Below are 5963 nucleotides of genomic sequence, written 5' to 3'. Positions count from 1 at the left end.
AGCGAAAAAATAAATTTCAATATTTATTTGGAACTTGGAAAAACATTCCTACCTTTGCACTCCCAACCGAGAGGAAGGGTAAAAGAAACCAGAACGGCGGATGCCGGGAGTGGTTAAGAAAAAAGATTTAAACAGGTTAGAAAGGCGAAAGAGCGACGAGAAAGACGCTTTGGAATTTGGAAGACCTGGAAGATATAAAAAAGGCGGGCCGTGAGGCAACAACAGCCGTATAGTTCTTAAAAGAGATGTCAATGTAGCGAAGCGGGTTTAATGAAGTACTGATCGAAGTACATGATTAAGGAGCTTTATTTTAAAGGTGATGTCTAACAGACAAAACAAAAAGAAGACCATTTTTAACATGGTTAAAAACTGGTCAGTTTCAAACAACATTTTACAATGGAGAGTTTGATCCTGGCTCAGGATGAACGCTAGCGGCAGGCCTAATACATGCAAGTCGAGGGGTAGAGGTTGCTTGCAACCTTGAGACCGGCGCACGGGTGCGTAACGCGTATGCAACCTACCTTCATCAGGGGGATAGCCCGGAGAAATCCGGATTAATACCGCATAAAATCACAGGATTGCATAATCCAATGATCAAACATTTATGGGATGGAGATGGGCATGCGTGTCATTAGCTAGTTGGCGGGGTAACGGCCCACCAAGGCGACGATGACTAGGGGATCTGAGAGGATGACCCCCCACACTGGTACTGAGACACGGACCAGACTCCTACGGGAGGCAGCAGTAAGGAATATTGGTCAATGGAGGCAACTCTGAACCAGCCATGCCGCGTGCAGGAAGACTGCCCTATGGGTTGTAAACTGCTTTTATCCGGGAATAAACCTAAATACGCGTATTTAGCTGAATGTACCGGAAGAATAAGGATCGGCTAACTCCGTGCCAGCAGCCGCGGTAATACGGAGGATCCAAGCGTTATCCGGATTTATTGGGTTTAAAGGGTGCGTAGGCGGCCTGTTAAGTCAGGGGTGAAAGACGGTAGCTCAACTATCGCAGTGCCCTTGATACTGATGGGCTTGAATGGACTAGAGGTAGGCGGAATGAGACAAGTAGCGGTGAAATGCATAGATATGTCTCAGAACACCGATTGCGAAGGCAGCTTACTATGGTCTTATTGACGCTGAGGCACGAAAGCGTGGGGATCAAACAGGATTAGATACCCTGGTAGTCCACGCCCTAAACGATGAACACTCGCTGTTGGCGATACACAGTCAGCGGCTAAGCGAAAGCGTTAAGTGTTCCACCTGGGGAGTACGCCCGCAAGGGTGAAACTCAAAGGAATTGACGGGGGCCCGCACAAGCGGAGGAGCATGTGGTTTAATTCGATGATACGCGAGGAACCTTACCCGGGCTTGAAAGTTAGTGAATTATCTAGAGATAGATAAGTGAGCAATCACACGAAACTAGGTGCTGCATGGCTGTCGTCAGCTCGTGCCGTGAGGTGTTGGGTTAAGTCCCGCAACGAGCGCAACCCCTATGTTTAGTTGCCAGCACGTTAAGGTGGGGACTCTAAACAGACTGCCTGTGCAAACAGAGAGGAAGGAGGGGACGACGTCAAGTCATCATGGCCCTTACGTCCGGGGCTACACACGTGCTACAATGGATGGTACAGAGGGCAGCTAGCCGGCAACGGTATGCGAATCTCATAAAGCCATTCACAGTTCGGATTGGGGTCTGCAACTCGACCCCATGAAGTTGGATTCGCTAGTAATCGCGTATCAGCAATGACGCGGTGAATACGTTCCCGGGCCTTGTACACACCGCCCGTCAAGCCATGGAAGTTGGGGGTACCTAAAGTATGTAACCGCAAGGAGCGTCCTAGGGTAAAACCGATAACTGGGGCTAAGTCGTAACAAGGTAGCCGTACCGGAAGGTGCGGCTGGAATACCTCCTTTCTGGAGTAGGATCACCTGCCCAGCTTCGCAACATGATATTTCGTAAAAAGGTAAGTGGTAATGAATAATAAGGCTTAAGGTCTTGATAGATGATACCAATTACTTTATACAACAAGAGAAAAAAAAGAAACACCCAGAGGAATACGGTTTTGCGATAGCTTAACGGCGAACAGCATTACGGAGACCAGCTGAGGTAAGCAAAAGGAAGCGGTAGCGGTAATATACTAACCCGCAACCAAACGCAGCCTAACAGAGAAAGTCCCGTAGCTCAGCCTGGTTAGAGCACTACACTGATAATGTAGGGGTCTCCAGTTCAAATCTGGACGGGACTACAGATTTAAATCCTTTTGGGGGATTAGCTCAGCTGGCTAGAGCGCCTGCCTTGCACGCAGGAGGTCAACGGTTCGACTCCGTTATTCTCCACAATTAAGGTTGAGGGTTAAAAGGTAGAAGGTAAAGGGTAAAACCCATAGCCTATACAGACCACACAACAAAGCAGAAAGCTTTTAAAAAACGAAAGCACGTTACCTGGATAGGTAAACTACATTGACATAAAGATTAAGAAAAAAAAGAAATTGCCGAAGGGGGCAAAGTATTTAAAGATACTGAATGGTTCGACTCCATGATTTTTACTAATGAAGCTGAAACGAAGCTTAGGTTAGGGCACATGAAACCCTCCACCTTTATACCTTTGACCTTCAGCCTCAGTAAAGTTCTTTGACATATTGGAAGAAGTTAAAAAGAAGAGCAAACAACAATAGGCGACTGTTTTGTTTGTGCTCACTTAACTAACAAGCGATTGTTGGGTTAAGTATGAGACATCATAACAAGAGCAAAAAAAGCATACCATGCGGCGCAAAAGGCGCATAGGTAGAAGAAAGTAAGAAAGAGTACACGGGGGATGCCTTGGCTCTCAGAGGCGATGAAGGACGTGATAAGCTGCGATAAGCTTCGGGTATTTGCAAATAGGAATTGATCCGAAGATTTCCGAATGGGGCAACCCGGCTGGTTGAAGACCAGTCACATATAATGAGCAAACCTGCCGAACTGAAACATCTAAGTAAGCAGAGGAAGAGAAAATAACAATGATTTCCTGAGTAGTGGCGAGCGAAAGGGAAAGAGCCCAAACCATTCATGTTACGGCATGTGTGGGGTTGTAGGACTACGATGTGGCATTAACAAACAGAAGTGGAACGGGATGGGAAGCCCGGCGATACAAGGTGATAGCCCTGTACACGTATAGAATGTTAGCCTAGTAGTATCCTGAGTACCGCGAGGTCGGAGACGCCTTGTGGGAATCTGCCGGCACCATCCGGTAAGGCTAAATACTCCTGAGAGACCGATAGTGAACCAGTACCGTGAGGGAAAGGTGAAAAGAACCCCGAACAGGGGAGTGAAATAGAACCTGAAACCGTGTACTTACAAGCGGTCGGAGCGTACAAGTTGCGTGACGGCGTGCCTTTTGCATAATGAGCCTACGAGTTACTCCTCTCTGGCAAGGTTAAGTGTTTAAGACACGGATCCGAAGCGAAAGCGAGTCTGAATAGGGCGTATAGTCAGAGGGGGTAGACGCGAAACCTTGTGATCTACCCATGGACAGGTTGAAGGTGCGGTAACACGTACTGGAGGACCGAACCGATAAACGTTGAAAAGTTTCCGGATGATCTGTGGGTAGGGGTGAAAGGCTAATCAAACTGGGAAATAGCTCGTACTCCCCGAAATGTTTTTAGGAACAGCGTGGATATAAAGTTTCATAGAGGTAGAGCTACTGATTGGGTGCGGGGGAGTCAAATCCTACCAAATCCAGACAAACTCCGAATGCTATGAAATATGATCTGCAGTGAGGCGCAGGGTGCTAAGGTCATGCGCCGAGAGGGAAAGAACCCAGACCATCAGCTAAGGTCCCCAAGTTACAGTTAAGTTGAACTAACGAGGTCCGATTGCACAGACAGCTAGGATGTTGGCTTGGAAGCAGCCATTCATTTAAAGAGTGCGTAACAGCTCACTAGTCGAGCGATCGGGCATGGATAATAAACGGGCATTAAATTGTACACCGAAGCTATGGGATTGAAATATATCGGTAGGGGAGCATTCTATATTCGGTGAAGGTATCTGGTAATGGGTGCTGGAGAGTATAGAAAAGCAAATGTAGGCATAAGTAACGATAAGCGGTGCGAGAAACACCGCCACCGAAAGGATAAGGTTTCCTGATCAACGCTAATCGGATCAGGGTTAGTCGGGACCTAAGGAGAACCCGAAGGGGAAATTCGATGGACAACGGTTTAATATTACCGTACTTTTTATAACTGCGATGTGGGGACGGAGTAGTGACACTGCCGCGATCTGACGGAATAGATCGTTAAAGGCTGTAGGTATATCGAACATAGGCAAATCCGTGATCGATGCTGAACGCTGATAGTACCGCGAGCCCTCGGGCGAGTGGATAGCGCAGGTAATCAGACTTCCAAGAAAAACCGCTAAGCTTCAGGTTATAAAAACCCGTACCGCAAACCGACACAGGTATCCGGGAAGAGGATTCTAAGGTGCTCGAGTGAATCATGGCTAAGGAACTCGGCAAAATGGCCCTGTAACTTCGGGAGAAGGGGCGCTGGCAGCAATGTCAGCCGCAGTGAAAAGGCCCAGGCGACTGTTTAACAAAAACACATGGCTTTGCAAAATCGAAAGATGAAGTATAAGGCCTGACACCTGCCCGGTGCTGGAAGGTTAAGAGGGGATGTCAGTCGTAAGGCGAAGCATTGAATCGAAGCCCCAGTAAACGGCGGCCGTAACTATAACGGTCCTAAGGTAGCGAAATTCCTTGTCGGGTAAGTTCCGACCTGCACGAATGGTGTAACGATCTGGGCGCTGTCTCAGCCATGAGCTCGGTGAAATTGTGGTCCCGGTGAAGACGCCGGGTACCCGCAACGGGACGGAAAGACCCCATGCACCTTCACTACAATTTAACATTGACATTGGGTACAGGATGTGTAGGATAGGTGGGAGGCTTTGAAGCGGCGTCGCTAGGCGTCGTGGAGCCAACGTTGAAATACCACCCTTTCTGTATTCGGTGTCTAATCCCGTACTTGCGGGAGACATTGTTTGATGGGTAGTTTGACTGGGGTGGTCGCCTCCAAAAAGGTAACGGAGGCTTTCAAAGGTAAGCTCAGTACGCTTGGTAACCGTACGCGGAGTGCAATAGCATAAGCTTGCTTGACTGTGAGACATACAGGTCGATCAGGGTCGAAAGACGGATATAGTGATCCGGTGGTTCTGCATGGAAGGGCCATCGCTCAAAGGATAAAAGGTACGCTGGGGATAACAGGCTGATCTCCCCCAAGAGCTCATATCGACGGGGAGGTTTGGCACCTCGATGTCGGCTCGTCACATCCTGGGGCTGGAGAAGGTCCCAAGGGTTCGGCTGTTCGCCGATTAAAGTGGCACGCGAGCTGGGTTCAGAACGTCGCGAGACAGTTCGGTCCCTATCTGTTGTGGGCGTAGGAATTTTGAGTGGGGCTGACCTTAGTACGAGAGGACCGGGTTGGACTAGCCTCTAGTGAATCTGTTGTTCCGCCAGGGGCATTGCAGAGTAGCTACGCTGGGAATAGATAAGCGCTGAAAGCATCTAAGTGCGAAACTAGCCACGAGATGAGAATTCCATTTAGGACCGTAGCAGACTACTACGTTGATAGGCTACAGATGTAAAGCTGGCGACAGCACAGTCGAGTAGTACTAATCATCCGAAGCTTTCAAAAGCAACACGTTGTTTGCTCTTCGAAACTAACTTCTTTCAATAATGTTTAAGGTTTAAGGCTGAAAGGTCTAAGGCGTAAGGATACCCTTATACCTTATTACCCTCTACCTTCTACCTAATTAAAATATTTAGGTGCCTATATCGGTGGTGTCCACCTCTTCCCATTCCGAACAGAGAAGTTAAGCCCACCAGAGCCGATGGTACTGCGGTAACACGTGGGAGAGTAGGTCGGTGCCAAATCTTAAACTGCCCGATGGCAGGTTTCCATAAACCCTTTCAGCTAATGCTGGAGGGGTTTT

2 tRNA genes and 3 rRNA genes are annotated in these 5963 nt (G+C 48.3%); all 5 read left to right on the top strand.

Features of this window, described 5'->3' with window-relative positions:
* The first annotated feature begins 393 nt into the window (after positions 1 to 393).
* The 5 genes from OQ268_RS17665 (at position 394) to rrf (ending at position 5904) form a co-directional block, all read left to right on the top strand.
* Positions 394 to 1913, top strand: a 16S ribosomal RNA gene (locus tag OQ268_RS17665).
* A gap of 257 nt (positions 1914 to 2170) precedes the next feature.
* Positions 2171 to 2245, top strand: a tRNA-Ile gene (locus OQ268_RS17660).
* A gap of 17 nt (positions 2246 to 2262) precedes the next feature.
* Positions 2263 to 2336 (top strand) — tRNA-Ala (locus OQ268_RS17655).
* A gap of 451 nt (positions 2337 to 2787) precedes the next feature.
* Positions 2788 to 5665 (top strand): 23S ribosomal RNA (locus OQ268_RS17650).
* Between the two features lie 127 nt (positions 5666 to 5792).
* Positions 5793 to 5904, top strand: a 5S ribosomal RNA gene (rrf, locus tag OQ268_RS17645).
* The 16S, 23S and 5S rRNA genes sit together here with 2 tRNA genes alongside, the layout of an rRNA operon.
* The last annotated feature ends 59 nt before the right edge of the window (positions 5905 to 5963 follow it).

The organism is Pedobacter sandarakinus (assembly GCF_026240095.1).
Classification (GTDB): Bacteria; Bacteroidota; Bacteroidia; order Sphingobacteriales; family Sphingobacteriaceae; genus Pedobacter; species Pedobacter sandarakinus.
The sequence above is the reverse complement of the archived record's forward strand: the minus strand, read 5'-3'. Positions and strand labels throughout refer to the sequence as shown.